The following is a 14,699-nucleotide window of genomic DNA, read 5'->3' on the forward strand; positions in this document are numbered from 1 at the left end:
TCATTTGACTCGTGTTTTTTTATTTCCCATGAAATAGGTTGGATTCTGTTAGTAAAAATGCCGAAATATAATAAGGGATTTTTCGAGCAGAAATATTAAGGAATTGATAAATAAATGGATAATCTTCAGAACCATAGCTTCCAAGTAAGTCATACCACCAATCTGTTTCATACCTAGAAATCATGCTTAAATTATAGAGCAATAAATAATGAACGAGAAGTTCAGGTAATACAGGCTTAGGATTTCTAGGGTCGGTCGTAAGCGGTAAATAATAAGTATTAGTAAGATACTCATAATATAAAGGAGTACTATACATAGGATTCCATGATTGAATAGGCGCTGAAAAAAACACATTCGATTCATTATTTTTTTCAGGTACGTGTTGTATTGATAAATGCTTACAAGTTGTCTCGATGTAACGAGAAAACCTCTCTTTAGTCATATGTAATCGATCTAGTATGTTGACTGAAAAAGAGAGCTCGTTTTTATTTGTTGAATCGATTTTATATAATGTTGTTCCTTTTTGATTATAGCGAAATAACTGTTGCAACTCAGGGATTTTTCCCATTAGTTCTAACATGCTAAACTTTTCCGTTTCCAAGTGTTTCATGTGAAACAGCTGTTCTGCGGCGTGAGTAAATAGTCCATTTTTCTGTATTTTTACCTCGTCTTCTAAAAATTGATATCCTTGTTTTTTTCGTTTACGGGTTGTCACCCCATGTGCTAGAACGGTTGTTGATTCTGGATAGTTTGGATTAATGGTTAATAAACAAGCTTTAAAAAGTTGACCCATTCCATAAAATAACAACATTGGCTGAATGGAAAATGGAGCTGTCTTATATAATTCATAATAATTTTTACCGTGTTCTAAGTAATAAATAAATGGATAACAATTTTCAAAACTTTTTTTTTCGGCATCTTGAATTGAGGATTTTTCATAACAACGGGCAAGATAACGTTGTACATTTTGAGATGAAAAGAAGAAACTTAATTGCTGCCAAGCACAAGGTGTATGATGCATATATTACGCTCCTTTTATTGTCTAAAAATTCTAACATATATATACTTTCTTGACAGTATTTTAACCAATTGATAAGCTACTAATAATAATTTCTGGTATCATGGGGGGAACAATTATGTGGGAAACTAAATTTGTTAAAGAAGGTTTGACTTTTGATGATGTATTACTTGTACCAGCAAAGTCAGATATATTACCAAGAGAAGTAAGTGTTAAAACAGTTTTATCTGAAAGCTTACAGTTAAACATCCCGTTAATTAGTGCAGGAATGGATACAGTAACAGAAGCTGATATGGCTATTGCAATGGCTCGTCAAGGCGGTTTAGGAATCATCCATAAGAATATGTCTATTGAGCAACAGTCAGAGCAAGTTGACAAAGTAAAACGCTCTGAAAGCGGCGTTATTTCAGATCCATTCTTTTTAACTCCAGAACATCAAGTATATGATGCGGAACACCTTATGGGGAAATACCGTATCTCAGGTGTACCAGTTGTAAATAATTTAGATGAGCGAAAATTAGTTGGTATTATTACAAACCGTGATATGCGCTTCATCCAAGACTACTCAATCAAAATTTCTGACGTAATGACAAAAGAACAGTTAATTACAGCCCCAGTTGGTACTACACTGGAAGAAGCTGAAAAGATTCTACAAAAGTATAAAATTGAAAAGCTTCCTCTTGTTGATAATAGCGGTGTATTACAAGGGCTTATTACAATAAAAGATATTGAAAAAGTAATTGAATTTCCAAACTCTGCAAAGGATAAGCAAGGACGCTTATTAGTCGGAGCAGCAGTTGGTGTAACAGCTGATGCTATGACTCGTATCGACGCATTAGTAAAAGCACAGGTAGATGCAATTGTTCTTGATACAGCTCATGGACATTCTCAAGGTGTTATTGAAAAAGTAAAAGAAGTTCGTGCAAAATATCCAGCGCTAAACATTATTGCTGGAAATGTTGCTACAGCTGAAGCGACAAAAGCATTAATCGAAGCTGGTGCAAACGTAGTTAAAGTTGGTATTGGACCAGGTTCTATTTGTACGACACGTGTTGTAGCTGGCGTTGGCGTACCACAATTAACAGCAGTTTATGATTGTGCAACAGAAGCCCGTAAACACGGCATTCCAGTTATTGCTGATGGCGGTATTAAGTACTCTGGTGATATGGTTAAAGCTTTAGCGGCAGGAGCACACGTTGTTATGTTAGGTAGTATGTTTGCTGGTGTTGCTGAAAGCCCTGGAGAAACTGAAATTTACCAAGGTCGTCAATTTAAAGTATATCGTGGAATGGGTTCTGTTGGAGCGATGGAAAAAGGAAGTAAAGATCGTTACTTCCAAGAAGGAAACAAAAAACTTGTTCCAGAAGGTATCGAAGGACGCGTACCATATAAAGGACCTTTAGCAGATACAGTCCATCAATTAGTTGGTGGGTTACGTGCAGGTATGGGATATTGCGGAGCAAAGGATTTAGAATTCTTACGTGAGAATGCGCAATTCATTCGTATGTCAGGTGCTGGTTTACTTGAAAGCCATCCTCACCATGTACAAATTACAAAAGAGGCTCCAAACTACTCATTATAATGTCTTATATACAAATAGACGGAGATTTGATATCTCTGTCTATTTTTTTTTGGTTATGTTAGAATAACGGTTATGTGAGTACATAGATATTGGGGGTTGCAAAAGTGAAAGGTATGTTTTGCAAAAGATTCATTGCGTTAGTAACAGTGCTTACACTAGCTTGTAGCATGTTGTTACCATATAGTAATGCATCAGCGGAAACAGGAGCTGCTTTAAACATTGAAGCAGGTGCAGCAATTTTAGTCGAAGCGAATTCAGGGAAAATTTTATATCAAAAGAATGCAGATGAATTATTATCAATTGCTAGTATGACAAAGATGATGAGTGAATATTTAGTTCATGAAGCAGTGGATAAAGGAAAACTTAAGTGGGATCAAAAAATTAAGGTTTCTGAATACGCATATAAAGTTTCACAAGATGCTTCATTATCAAATGTGGCATTAGAAAATGGTGGCTCTTATACAGTAAAAGAATTGTATGAAGCAATGGCAATCTTTTCTGCAAATGGTGCAACAATTGCATTAGCAGAAGCAATTGCAGGTAAAGAAGTCGATTTCGTAAAAATGATGAATGATAAGGCAAAAGAACTAGGATTGAAAAATTATAAATTTGTCAATTCTACGGGTTTAACAAATAAAGATTTAAAAGGAATGCATCCTGCGGGTACAGCACCGGATGAAGAAAATAAGATGTCTGCGAAGGATGTTGCAATTTTAGCGCAACATCTAATTAAAGATTATCCAAAAGTATTAGATACAGCAAAAATTCCGAAAAAAACCTTCCGTGAAGACAAAGAGAAATTTGGAATGTCGAACTGGAACTGGATGTTAAAAGGCTTGATTAAGGAATATGATGGTGTGGATGGTCTGAAAACAGGATCGACTCCAGAAGCAGGGGATTGTTTCACTGGTACGGTTGAAAGAAATGGAATGCGTTTTATTTCTGTAGTTATTAAAACAAATTCTCATACAGCACGCTTTGATGAGACAAAGAAATTATATGATTATGGCTTTGCTAACTTTGAAATGAAGAAAATGTATGACAAAGGTTCTTCAGTAAAAGGAAACGAGACAGTACGAGTTGAAAATGCGAAAGATAAAGATGTGGCGGTTCAAACGAAACAAGCTGTTTCACTTCCAATGCCAAAAGGAAGCAAAGATATTTATAAAACAGAAATAAAAGAAGCAAGTAAGGGACAGGAAGCACCTATTAAAAAAGGTGCCGCGCTTGGTCAATTGGTAATCACACCGAAAGATACGAATGATCCTGGATTTTTATCTGGTAAGTCATTACAAGTAGACCTTGTAACAAAATCGGCAGTAGAAGAAGCTGGGTGGTTTACTCGTTCTATGCGCGGAATTGGTTCTTTCTTTAGTGGTATATGGAATAGTGCTGTTGATACAGTAAAAGGTTGGTTTTAAAAGCTCCTCGTTGTAGGAGCTTTTTCTTATTCCTATTTTTCATACCGACTTTATGAAAAAGTAGTGGACAAGCATCTGATAGTTAGTGGTAGAATGTAAGAGTATTCTTAATTTTCGCCTTTAACGGGGGAAAGCAATTCACCTAGGGGGGTTTTTGTACATGACAAATGTAACAGGGACAGAACGTGTAAAACGTGGAATGGCAGAAATGCAAAAAGGCGGCGTTATTATGGACGTAATTAACGCCGAACAAGCAAAAATTGCAGAAGAGGCAGGCGCAGTTGCTGTTATGGCATTAGAGCGTGTACCAGCAGATATTCGTGCAGCAGGTGGCGTTTCTCGTATGGCAGACCCAACAATTGTTGAAGAAGTTATGGGTGCGGTGTCAATTCCGGTTATGGCAAAATGCCGTATCGGTCACCTTGTAGAAGCACGTGTATTAGAATCATTAGGGGTAGACTATATCGATGAGAGTGAAGTATTAACTCCTGCCGATGAAGTATACCATTTAAATAAACGTGATTACACAGTTCCGTTTGTATGTGGTTGCCGTGATATCGGAGAAGCTGCACGTCGTATTGCAGAGGGTGCATCTATGCTTCGTACAAAAGGCGAACCAGGAACAGGAAACATTGTAGAGGCAGTGCGTCATATGCGCCAAGTCAATGCAGAAATCCGTCAAGTTGCAAGTCTACGTGAAGATGAGTTAATGACATATGCAAAAAATACTGGTGCTCCTTATGAAGTACTACTTGAAATTAAACGACTTGGTCGTTTACCAGTTGTAAACTTTGCAGCAGGTGGTGTAGCAACACCAGCAGATGCAGCGTTAATGATGCAACTTGGTGCTGATGGTGTATTTGTTGGGTCTGGTATCTTTAAATCAGAGAACCCAGAGAAATTTGCGCGTGCAATCGTTGAAGCGACAACTCATTATGAGGATTACGAACTAATTGCAAGCCTTTCTAAAGGATTAGGTAATGCAATGAAAGGTATCGAAATTTCAACGTTATTACCAGAACAACGCATGCAAGAGCGTGGATGGTAATTAAAGGAGAACTTTAAAATGGTGAAAATCGGTGTACTAGGTCTTCAAGGTGCAGTTCGTGAGCATGTAAAGTCAGTTGAAGCAAGTGGTGCAGAAGCTGTTGTTGTAAAGCGTATAGAGCAACTTGAAGAGATTGATGGTCTTATTTTACCGGGCGGTGAAAGTACAACAATGCGCCGTCTTATTGATAAGTATGCTTTTATGGAACCACTTCGTACATTCGCGAAGTCTGGTAAACCAATGTTTGGTACATGTGCAGGTATGATTCTTCTTGCGAAAACACTTATTGGCTATGAAGAAGCGCATATTGGTGCTATGGATATTACAGTTGAACGCAATGCGTTTGGACGCCAAAAGGATAGCTTTGAAGCCGCACTTTCAATTAAAGGTGTGGGAGAAGATTTTGTTGGTGTATTTATTCGTGCTCCGTATGTTGTAAATGTAGCTGATGATGTCGAAGTACTTTCTACACATGGCGACCGAATGGTAGCGGTAAGACAAGATCAATTTTTAGCCGCTTCATTCCATCCAGAATTAACGGATGATCATCGTGTGACAGCATACTTCGTCGAAATGGTAAAAGAAGCGAAAATGAAAAAAGTTGTATAAGTAACTTGCAACTTGTATAAGATTATAGTAAATTGATGGTAACAATTTTATAAAATAAGCGTGTTGATAGGAAATAGTAACAAATGTCGTTTCTTATAGAGAGTCGATGGTTGGTGGAAATCGATAGAAACAGTTTGTGAATCCATCCTGGAATGGAATGTGGAATATCTTTATGATTAGTAAGCATTCCCGGTGAAGAGCCGTTATTTCTACTTGAGAGGAAGGCGGAATGCTTTCAACTAGGGTGGCAACGCGGGTTAACTCCCGTCCCTTTATATAGGGACGGGAGTTTTTTGTGTTTTATAAAATAAAAGGAGGAGTATATAATGCTTGATATTAAATTTTTACGTACGAATTTTGAAGAAGTAAAAGCAAAGTTACAGCATAGAGGCGAAGATTTAACAGATTTCGGTCGCTTTGAAGAGCTGGATACGAGAAGAAGAGAGTTACTTGTTCAAACAGAGGAACTAAAAAGTAAACGTAACGAAGTATCTCAACAAATCTCTGTATTGAAGCGCGAAAAGAAAGATGCGGAAGCCCTAATTCTAGAAATGCGTGAAGTTGGGGAAAAAGTAAAAGATCTTGATAATGAACTTCGTACAGTTGAAGAAGACTTAGAAAGATTAATGTTATCTATTCCGAATATCCCTCATGAGTCTGCTCCAGTTGGCGAAACAGAGGATGATAATGTAGTAGCACGTACTTGGGGAGAAGTGAAAGAATTTAATTTCGAACCAAAACCGCATTGGGATCTTGCTACTGATTTGGGAATTTTAGATTTTGAACGTGCGGGGAAAGTAACAGGAAGCCGCTTCGTATTTTATAAAGGTGCTGGTGCAAGATTAGAGCGTGCTTTAATTAGCTTTATGCTTGATCTTCATACTGACGAACATGGATATGAAGAAGTATTACCTCCGTATATGGTAAATCGTGCAAGTATGACAGGAACAGGACAACTTCCGAAGTTTGAAGAAGATGCATTCCGTATTGAAAGTGAAGATTACTTCTTAATTCCAACAGCAGAAGTGCCTGTAACGAATATGCATCGTGATGAAATTTTAAATAAAGAGCAATTGCCTATACGATATGCTGCATTTAGTTCTTGCTTCCGTTCTGAAGCAGGTTCAGCTGGCCGTGATACACGTGGCTTAATTCGTCAGCATCAGTTCAATAAAGTAGAGCTTGTAAAGTTCGTAAAACCAGAAGATTCTTATGAAGAGTTAGAAAAACTAACAAATGATGCAGAACGCGTGTTACAATTATTAGAGTTGCCATATCGCGTTATGAGCATGTGCACAGGCGATTTAGGATTTACAGCAGCGAAGAAATACGATATTGAAGTATGGATTCCAAGCTATGGCACATATCGTGAAATTTCTTCTTGTAGTAACTTTGAGGCTTTCCAAGCGAGACGTGCAAATATCCGTTTCCGTCGTGAAACAAACGGAAAACCAGAACATGTTCATACATTAAATGGATCTGGTCTTGCAATCGGACGTACGGTGGCAGCTATTTTAGAGAACTACCAACAAGAAGATGGTACAATTATAATTCCAGAAGTTCTTCGCCCTTATATGGGAGGAAAAACAGTTATTAAGTAAATTTAAACATTCATCGGTATGAGTGATTGGTAATTATGAGCGTTGTCAGTACTATAATATAGGAGAGGGAAAGTAAAATTTTCCTTTCCTTATAATTTATTTTAGTAGGGTTGACTAACTGTTTTTCTTTTGATATTATATTGGATGTCAATATGGAGGTATACCCAAGTCTGGCTGAAGGGATCGGTCTTGAAAACCGACAGGCGGCGAGAGTCGCGCGGGGGTTCGAATCCCTCTACCTCCTCCAGATATAATTGACAACAGCGCATATAAGTGGAGATTGGAGAACTCGTTACCAACACGTAACGAGTTTTTATTTTAAAACCAATCATAAAGTATGGTGTAAGGCGATTTTGTCCTTATTACACACTCATATTCCGATGATTATCTTCATAGATATGAAAGGAGTTAACATGGATCTTATTATACAAACGTTTCCTTTAGATGGAAAAACTTTATATTATGTACAATGTCCTGTTTGTAAGAACAATAGAATTTTAAACAGTGGTGCAAATGTATCTCGCACTATAAGTGATGATACATTCCGTAAACTTTGTGGTTGCACTTGTGATGTAAAACAAGCAAAACAAGCTGTGAAAGAAGTAGCGGTGCAAAACAAAGTTGAAAAAACAGCTGTGGAAAAAGAGACAGCTCCAAAACGTACAGGGAAAGTATTAACAGCAGTGATTAATGGGAAAGAAATGACTGTTAAAGAGATTGCTGAAACGTATGACATTAGTACAAGTACCGTTCGTCAGCGTATTAATGCTGGAAAACCTGAGAGTGAAATTATTGCTCCAACAAAAAAGAAAAAGTAATTTAATAGGAAAACCCGTGCATATGCACGGGTTTTTTATTTTACAAGTTTACGTGATTGTTTTAAAAAATGGCCGATTTTTTTTATGATTGGCTCGATGGAATCGCCATCTTTTAAAATATCGTATTCATTAATATTTAAGCGTAAAACAGGACATGAATTAAAATTATTAATCCAGTTTTCATAACGTCCATGCATCTCTTTCCAATACTCAATTGGTGTTTGTTGTTCCATTGGACGACCACGCTCTTGAATACGGTCAACAATATCATCAAAAGAACCTTCTAAGTAAATTAATAAGTCTGGATGAGGGAAGTAAGGAGTCATGACCATAGCGTCAAATAAACCTTTGTATGTTTCATAATCAGTTTCTGTCATTGTCCCTTTTTCGTGATGCATTTTTGCAAAAATGCCAGTATCTTCATAGATAGAACGGTCTTGTACAAAACCGCCGCCGTACTCAAAGATTCTTTTTTGTTCTTTAAATCGTTCCGCTAAAAAGTAAACCTGAAGGTGGAAACTCCATCGTGTGAAATCTGCATAGAACTTGTCCAAGTATGGATTAGAATCTACCTTTTCAAATGATGTGCGATACCCTAAAGCGTTAGCTAATGCAGTTGTCATAGTTGATTTTCCGACACCTACCGTTCCGGCAATAGTGATTACTGCATCATTTGGTATATCGTATTTTTGCCTTAAATTCATTGTTATTTCGACTCCTTTAAGAGAGTATTTTGAAGGGCAGATAAGATGTTATTTAAATCATCAGGATTTTTTACAAAATCCATATCGTCTCCGTTAAACTTCAATACTGGAATGTCTGGATGATCTTTTTTGAAAGTATCCATGGCTGTTTCATAATCTTTTGTGAGCTGTAGTAAGTAATTTGGATCCATATTTTTTTCGAATTCTCTTCCGCGCATTGCGATTCGTTTTTGTAATGTTTCCAGGCTAGCTGTTAAATAAACGATGACGTTTGGTAAAGGCATATCTTGCGTAAGGATACGATAGATTTGCATGTACTTATCATATTGAGAATTTTTTAATGTACGGGATGCAAAAATTAAATTTTTAAATATATGATAATCTGCTACTACTGGCTTCCTTTGATTCAAATACTTTATGTTAATATCTTCTAATTGTTTGTATCTATTACAAAGAAAGAACATCTCTGTTTGAAAACTCCATTCGTCGATGTCTTCATAGAATTTTCCTAAAAAAGGGTTTTCATCAACAATCTCTTTTAGTAAGTGGAGTTGCATGTGAGTTGAAATTTCCTTCGCAAGTGAAGTTTTTCCAACACCAATTGGTCCTTCAACCGTGATAAATGGTACTCCGGTCACGCTGTTTCCTCCTTTCAATCAGTGATTTACTGTGACTACTAAAAATACAAAACAGAATTATTGTAGCACAAGAGGGAAGCAAGCGGGTTAATTTGATATAAAAAGTTAGAAAATAGATATATGTATTAATTAAATTTCATTTGCGATGACGGTGCTATATTTGCTTTTAATGTAGTTTCCATTATTTTTAAAGCGTGTATATTATCTTGGTCGCTATTAGAGGCAATGCAATCCTGTGGTACATACAGGTTATAATTCCTCATATGAGCGTCATTAGCTGTAAATAGGATACATATATTCCCAGCAACTCCTGTTAATATTAAGTTTTCTATTTTTAAATACCCTAATAAAGAATTCAAAGGTGTTTCATAAAAAGCAGAATAATGTGGTTTAATAAAAATGTAATCATCAGAACTTGGAGCAATCTTATGAATTATATTTTCACTATACTTATTCGTACAATGAGTAATCAGTTGGTCAATATCAGATCTCCAAAGTTGATAATGATCATTAACATAAATTATAGGATAGCCGACAGAGTTCATTTTTTTCTTTAATTGTAAAATGGGGCTTGTGATGGCTTCGCACTTTTTGGCTAGGATGGGCCCATGGGAAAATTGAAAATCATTAATCATATCGATAATGAGCAAGGCAGTATTTTTCATATGTAATCTCCTCTCTATTTCTTTTAGGGTGGATTGAATTTGTAAAAGTTATCCCATGTGCAGTAAATGGAAAAAATGTACTTTGTTTGTAATGAAAGGACTATGTTATGGAACAAGATCAAGATATTTATTTTATGCAACTAGCGATAGAAGAAGCTAAAAAGGCAGAGGAAATACAAGAAGTACCGATTGGAGCAGTTATAGTGTTAGATGGTGAGGTAATTAGTGTTGCCCATAATCTAAGGGAAACAGAGCAAAGGTCAATAGCTCATGCCGAGTTGTTAGCGATAGATGAGGCTTGCAAAAAATTAGGGACATGGCGTTTAGAAGATGCAACGTTATATGTAACATTAGAGCCTTGTCCAATGTGTGCGGGTGGAATTGTTTTATCACGAGTGAAGCGAGTAGTATACGGTGCAAGTGATCCGAAGGGTGGATGTGCAGGGACATTGATGAACTTGTTAACGGATGAACGCTTTAATCATCAATGTGAAGTAGTAGCTGGTGTATTAGAAGAAGAATGCGGTATGTTGTTAACAAACTTTTTTAGGGAGCTTCGAAAAAAAAGAAAAGCGATAAAAAAATTAGGGGAAAGTAACGGGGATTAACGTATTTGCATTTTATAAAAAAACAAGTTATACTAATAATGCCTTTAATGAAGGCAACCGAATATTGGTTTTAACTTTGCCGTGCTAAGCGGGGAGGTAGCGGTGCCCTATACTCGCAATCCGCTCTAGCGAGGCCGAATCCCTTCTCGAGGTTATGTTGCTGTAAGGTCTGCCTTAAGTAAGTGGTGTTGACGTTTGGGTCCTGCGCAACGGGACCCCGTGAACCTTGTCAGGTCCGGAAGGAAGCAGCAATAAGCGGGTCTTCTCGTGTGCCGCAGGAGTGCCTGAACCGAGCTAACTGCTTGAGTAACGCTTATGGTACGTAATCGACAGAAGGTGCACGGCAGTTATATATGTATACAAAACTCACCTTAATACAAAGGTGGGTTTTTTGTATGGAAAATAACTTTTGGAAACTATAAACAGAATGGGTTATAATATATAAGATAATAACCTTTGAGGGAGGCCGTATTTTCGTGTCATACCAAGCGTTATACCGAACATGGAGACCGCAAAAGTTTGAAGATGTAGTCGGTCAAAAGCACGTGACAAAAACGTTGCAAAATGCCCTTCTTCAAGAGAAAGTTTCACATGCTTACTTATTTTCTGGTCCGAGGGGAACAGGAAAAACGACAATTGCAAAAGTATTTGCAAAAGCAATTAACTGTGAACATGCTCCGGTAGCTGAACCTTGTAATGAATGTCCTTCTTGTTTGGGGATTACACAAGGATCTATTTCAGATGTATTAGAAATTGATGCGGCTTCAAATAACGGTGTAGATGAAATTAGAGATATAAGAGATAAAGTAAAATATGCTCCAAGTGCTGTAGAATATAAAGTATACATTATCGATGAAGTTCACATGCTTTCTATGGGTGCCTTTAATGCACTTTTAAAAACTTTAGAAGAGCCGCCAGGACATGTTATCTTTATTTTAGCGACAACAGAACCACATAAGATCCCACCTACAATCATTTCACGGTGTCAGCGATTTGAATTTCGAAAAATATCAGTAAATGATATTGTTGAGAGATTATCGACGGTTGTGACAAATGAGGGTACGCAAGTAGAAGAGGAAGCATTACAAATTGTGGCGCGTGCCGCCGAGGGTGGTATGCGTGATGCGCTTAGTCTTATCGACCAGGCTATATCTTATAGTGATGATGCGGTTACGACAGAAGATGTTTTAGCTGTAACGGGCTCTGTTTCTCAGCAATATTTAGGTAACCTAGTAGAATGTATACGTGAAAATAATGTATCAAGGGCATTGCGTATCATAGATGAGATGATGAGTAAAGGGAAGGATCCAGTACGCTTTATGGAGGATTTCATTTACTACTATCGTGATATGCTTTTATATCAAACTTCACCACAACTAGAACATATGCTAGAACGAGTAATTGTAGATGAGCAATTCCGCGTGTTAAGTGAAGAAATGCAGCCGGAAGTCATCTATGAGATTATTCATAGTCTGAGTAAGGGACAACAAGAGATGAAGTGGACAAATCATCCGCGGATTTTCTTAGAAGTTGTGATGGTACAACTGTGTCAGCAGTTTATGATGCAAGCAAACGGTGCAGATCGTTTACAGGCAATTATGAACAGAATGCAGCAACTGGAGAAAGAATTAGAACAAGTGAAAAAGAACGGTGTACCAGCTGGTGTACAACCTGAAGTAAGAGAGACGCGTGCAACACCAAAACCAGTACGGACAGGAAGTATGAAAATTCCTGTCGGACGTGTAAATGAAGTGTTGAAGCAGGCGAAGCGTCAAGAGTTAGAACAATTAAAAGCCGTATGGGGTGAGTTGTTAGGAAGACTCAAATCGTATAACAAAGTGGCATTTGCTGTTTTACTAGAAAATAGTGAGCCAGTAGCGGCTTCAGATGATACTTATGTATTGGCATTTCAATATGAGATTCATTGTAAAATGGCGAGTGAAAATCGCGAAGCAATGGATACGCTGGAACAAATTCTTTTTGAATTGCTAAGTAAAAGGTTAAATATGATTGCTATCCCGAAAAGTGAATGGGGTAAAATTCGTGAAGACTTTTTACAACGTGAAGGCGGGGATTCTGAAGAAGGTTCAGAGCAAAAGGAAGATCCTCTCATAGAAGAAGCAGTAAAATTAGTAGGACAAGAACTTATTGAAATAAAAGAATAATTATTATTAGGAGGAATTAATTATGATGCGTGGCGGAATGGGAAATATGAATAATATGATGAAACAAATGCAAAAAATGCAAAAGGATATGGCGAAAGCACAAGAAGAGCTTGGCGAAAAAACAGTTGAAGGTACAGCTGGCGGCGGAATGATTACTGTTATTGCAAACGGTCATAAGCAAGTTCTTGAAGTGAAAATTAAAGAAGAAGTTGTAGATCCAGAAGATATCGAAATGTTACAAGATTTAGTATTAGCTGCAACGAACGATGCACTTAAAAAGGCTGACGAGCTTTCAAACTCTACAATGGGTAAATTTACAAAAGGCTTAAACTTACCGGGTGGAATGTTCTAGGAGGATATTGATATATGCACTATCCAGAACCAATCTCAAAATTAATTGATAGTTTTATGAAGTTGCCAGGAATCGGACCGAAAACAGCGGTTCGATTGGCGTTCTTCGTATTAGATATGAAAGAAGATGATGTACTAGGTTTTGCGAAAGCGCTTGTGAATGCAAAGCGAGACTTAGCATATTGCTCTGTATGTGGACATATCACTGACCGCGATCCTTGTTATATTTGTGATGATTCACATCGAGATCAATCGGTTGTTTGTGTCGTACAAGAACCGAAAGATGTAATTGCGATGGAAAAAATGAAAGAGTATCAAGGGGTGTATCATGTGTTACGTGGTGCCATTTCTCCAATGGAAGGAATTGGACCAGAAGACATTAATATCCCACAACTCTTAAAGCGACTGCATGATGAAACGGTACAAGAAGTGATACTAGCAACAAACCCTAATATTGAAGGGGAAGCTACAGCGATGTATATATCCCGCCTCTTAAAGCCGACAGGTATTAAAGTAACTCGTATTGCACACGGTCTACCAGTTGGTGGAGATTTAGAATATGCAGATGAAGTAACACTGTCAAAAGCGTTAGAAGGTCGTAGAGAAGTATAAGAGGAGAAACAAAAATGTTCTTTCAAAAGAAGGGTAAATTGCGTAAAGAGTATGATGATAAGTTAATTGTACTATTGGAAAAAGTGAAGAATGAATGGTTACGTCAGAAGAAGATGGTCGAACAAAGCGTTGAACCATCTCAAGATGTGCTTTGTTCTTTGAAAATAGCAGAGGCGAAATATTTCTTCTTGTTAAAAGAAGCAAAGCGTCGCCCTGTAAAAATGGAGCAATGGTAAAAGGTTCTGCTTTTTAAGCAGGACCTTTTTATTTTGTGTGTTAAAACTGAGAGGTTGTTTCGTTTTGAAAGAATTATTGAGGGTTCTGATGGGTTGTGTGATCAAGGATTAGTAAGATGAACCGACAGGGGTTACATGGTTAATTGTTCTTTTTTGTTGTCTTGTCCCATACAAATAGATATGTATAGGTCATTCATAAGGAGGAAAAAATGAACTCTACAATTATTATTGTTGGTATTCTTGCTCTAGTTTTTATTTTTCTTGTTTTTGGTGTCTCTTCTAAACCGTTACGTTTTATAGGGAAGGTGCTCTTTCATGTTACTTTAGGAATTGCATTACTCTTTATCGTAAATGTTGTAGGAACATATTTTGATTTTCATATCCCGATTAATGTGGGTACAGCAACAATAACGAGTTTATTAGGCCTACCTGGAGTTGCTGCATTAGTGGTTATTAAGCTTTATATAATGCCAAGATAAAATTATTTTGGCATTTTTTTAAAAAGTGTTGACTAAGGAGTTATTAGTATGGTAAATTAATAAGCGTCGTCAGGAACGAAAGAAAAAAGTTGTTGACGGATTTAACGAAAAATGTTAAATTATAAAAGTCGCTGAAACGCGATG

Annotated in this window: 16 protein-coding genes, 1 tRNA gene, 1 other RNA gene and 1 other annotated feature; of the genes, 14 read left to right on the forward strand and 4 right to left on the reverse strand. The window is 37.1% G+C overall.

Annotated features, from left to right (window positions below; genetic code table 11):
- Window positions 1-19 precede the first annotated feature (19 nt).
- Window positions 20-1,021, reverse strand: coding sequence for a YaaC family protein (locus COC96_RS24745; RefSeq protein ID WP_098769569.1), 1,002 nt, complete (start codon window positions 1,019-1,021; stop codon window positions 20-22).
- Window positions 1,022-1,136: 115 nt separating this feature from the next.
- Here COC96_RS24745 and guaB point away from each other — a divergent pair, with 115 nt between their 5' ends.
- The 7 genes from guaB (at window position 1,137) to COC96_RS24780 (ending at window position 8,097) form a co-directional block, all read left to right on the forward strand.
- A complete protein-coding gene (gene guaB / locus COC96_RS24750) occupies window positions 1,137-2,600 on the forward strand; it encodes an IMP dehydrogenase (protein WP_098269789.1) in 1,464 nt (487 codons plus the stop codon).
- Window positions 2,601-2,713: 113 nt separating this feature from the next.
- The gene (locus COC96_RS24755; RefSeq protein ID WP_141436513.1) at window positions 2,714-4,021 is read left to right on the forward strand and encodes a serine hydrolase; all 1,308 of its coding nucleotides are present in this window, start codon (window positions 2,714-2,716) and stop codon (window positions 4,019-4,021) included.
- A 160-nt stretch (window positions 4,022-4,181) separates the two neighbouring features.
- Window positions 4,182-5,069 (forward strand): pyridoxal 5'-phosphate synthase lyase subunit PdxS, encoded by an 888-nt coding sequence (pdxS, locus tag COC96_RS24760; RefSeq protein WP_000186157.1) that lies wholly within the window; start codon window positions 4,182-4,184, stop codon window positions 5,067-5,069.
- An 18-nt stretch (window positions 5,070-5,087) separates the two neighbouring features.
- Entirely contained in the window at window positions 5,088-5,678 is a 591-nt protein-coding gene (gene pdxT / locus COC96_RS24765; protein ID WP_098269788.1) for a pyridoxal 5'-phosphate synthase glutaminase subunit PdxT, read from the forward strand.
- Window positions 5,679-5,732: 54 nt separating this feature from the next.
- Window positions 5,733-5,953: a binding site (T-box leader), on the forward strand.
- Between the two features lie 51 nt (window positions 5,954-6,004).
- Window positions 6,005-7,279, forward strand: coding sequence for a serine--tRNA ligase (serS, locus tag COC96_RS24770; RefSeq protein ID WP_098769571.1), 1,275 nt, complete (start codon window positions 6,005-6,007; stop codon window positions 7,277-7,279).
- Window positions 7,280-7,433: 154 nt separating this feature from the next.
- A tRNA-Ser gene (locus COC96_RS24775) sits at window positions 7,434-7,526 on the forward strand.
- A 166-nt stretch (window positions 7,527-7,692) separates the two neighbouring features.
- Complete coding sequence (locus tag COC96_RS24780) at window positions 7,693-8,097, forward strand: DUF3797 domain-containing protein (RefSeq protein ID WP_000364211.1); 405 nt, start codon at window positions 7,693-7,695, stop codon at window positions 8,095-8,097.
- Between the two features lie 35 nt (window positions 8,098-8,132).
- Here COC96_RS24780 and COC96_RS24785 read toward each other — a convergent pair whose 3' ends face one another.
- From COC96_RS24785 to COC96_RS24795, 3 genes are all read right to left on the reverse strand, one after another.
- Window positions 8,133-8,801 carry a deoxynucleoside kinase gene (locus COC96_RS24785; protein ID WP_098269786.1) on the reverse strand — a complete coding sequence of 223 codons (669 nt, stop codon included), beginning with the start codon at window positions 8,799-8,801 and terminating at the stop codon, window positions 8,133-8,135.
- Between the two features lie 2 nt (window positions 8,802-8,803).
- Complete coding sequence (locus tag COC96_RS24790) at window positions 8,804-9,439, reverse strand: deoxynucleoside kinase (protein WP_098269785.1); 636 nt, start codon at window positions 9,437-9,439, stop codon at window positions 8,804-8,806.
- Between the two features lie 125 nt (window positions 9,440-9,564).
- Entirely contained in the window at window positions 9,565-10,104 is a 540-nt protein-coding gene (locus COC96_RS24795; RefSeq protein WP_098269784.1) for an isochorismatase family cysteine hydrolase, read from the reverse strand.
- Between the two features lie 107 nt (window positions 10,105-10,211).
- Between COC96_RS24795 and tadA the strand changes: the two genes are divergently transcribed.
- The 7 genes from tadA to COC96_RS24835 all read left to right on the forward strand — a co-directional run bounded on the left by tadA (window position 10,212) and on the right by COC96_RS24835 (window position 14,555).
- Complete coding sequence (tadA, locus tag COC96_RS24805; RefSeq protein WP_098269783.1) at window positions 10,212-10,712, forward strand: tRNA adenosine(34) deaminase TadA; 501 nt, start codon at window positions 10,212-10,214, stop codon at window positions 10,710-10,712.
- A gap of 79 nt (window positions 10,713-10,791) precedes the next feature.
- An RNA gene (gene ffs, locus COC96_RS24810) (signal recognition particle sRNA large type) lies at window positions 10,792-11,056 on the forward strand.
- A gap of 132 nt (window positions 11,057-11,188) precedes the next feature.
- Window positions 11,189-12,877, forward strand: a complete 1,689-nt coding sequence (gene dnaX / locus COC96_RS24815; protein ID WP_098269782.1) for a DNA polymerase III subunit gamma/tau — start codon at window positions 11,189-11,191, stop codon at window positions 12,875-12,877.
- Window positions 12,878-12,902: 25 nt separating this feature from the next.
- Window positions 12,903-13,229 (forward strand): YbaB/EbfC family nucleoid-associated protein, encoded by a 327-nt coding sequence (locus tag COC96_RS24820; protein ID WP_170956690.1) that lies wholly within the window; start codon window positions 12,903-12,905, stop codon window positions 13,227-13,229.
- 14 nt (window positions 13,230-13,243) lie between these two features.
- On the forward strand, window positions 13,244-13,840 hold the full coding sequence (recR, locus tag COC96_RS24825) for a recombination protein RecR (RefSeq protein WP_097905675.1): 597 nt from the start codon (window positions 13,244-13,246) through the stop codon (window positions 13,838-13,840).
- A gap of 14 nt (window positions 13,841-13,854) precedes the next feature.
- Window positions 13,855-14,076, forward strand: a complete 222-nt coding sequence (locus COC96_RS24830; RefSeq protein ID WP_088233332.1) for a YaaL family protein — start codon at window positions 13,855-13,857, stop codon at window positions 14,074-14,076.
- A gap of 209 nt (window positions 14,077-14,285) precedes the next feature.
- Window positions 14,286-14,555, forward strand: a complete 270-nt coding sequence (locus COC96_RS24835; RefSeq protein WP_098269781.1) for a pro-sigmaK processing inhibitor BofA family protein — start codon at window positions 14,286-14,288, stop codon at window positions 14,553-14,555.
- Window positions 14,556-14,699: the final 144 nt, after the last annotated feature.

The organism is Bacillus cereus (assembly GCF_002577405.1).
GTDB lineage: Bacteria > Bacillota > Bacilli > Bacillales > Bacillaceae_G > Bacillus_A > Bacillus_A cereus_AU.